We start from the raw sequence: 307 nt of genomic DNA, 5'->3' as shown, positions 1-307 counted from the left end.
GCCCCGCAGGTCCACGCCCGCCTTGATCGCCGTGTGGGCGGCGCGCAGGTGGGAGGCGATGTAGCCGGTGCGGTCGACGTCGTCGATGGCACCGTTGCCGTTGACGTCGTCGCGGAAAGCGGCGCCGTTCTCGGTGATGTAGAGCGGGAGCTTGGGGTAGTCGTGGTGCACGCGCAGCAGCACGGCGGTGAGGCCGTCCGGCCGGACTTCCCAGTCCATGTCGGTCCTGGGCGCGTCACGCTGAGGGAATGACGCGCTTTTCACGCCCACCCACGGTGATGCCGTGTCCACGCTGCCGTTGGGGGAG

Annotated in this window: 1 protein-coding gene; it reads right to left on the bottom strand. The window is 69.7% G+C overall.

All coding sequences use genetic code 11. The features are described from left to right. A partial coding sequence (locus tag DI276_RS17075) for a family 1 glycosylhydrolase (RefSeq protein ID WP_408610558.1) occupies positions 1-219 on the bottom strand: 219 nt, incomplete at its 3' end. Positions 220-307 lie beyond the last annotated feature (88 nt).

Source organism: Lentzea terrae (assembly GCF_003265345.1).
Classification (GTDB): domain Bacteria; phylum Actinomycetota; class Actinomycetes; order Mycobacteriales; family Pseudonocardiaceae; genus Lentzea; species Lentzea terrae.
Note: the sequence above shows the minus strand (reverse complement) of the source record. Positions and strands in the feature narration are given on the sequence as shown.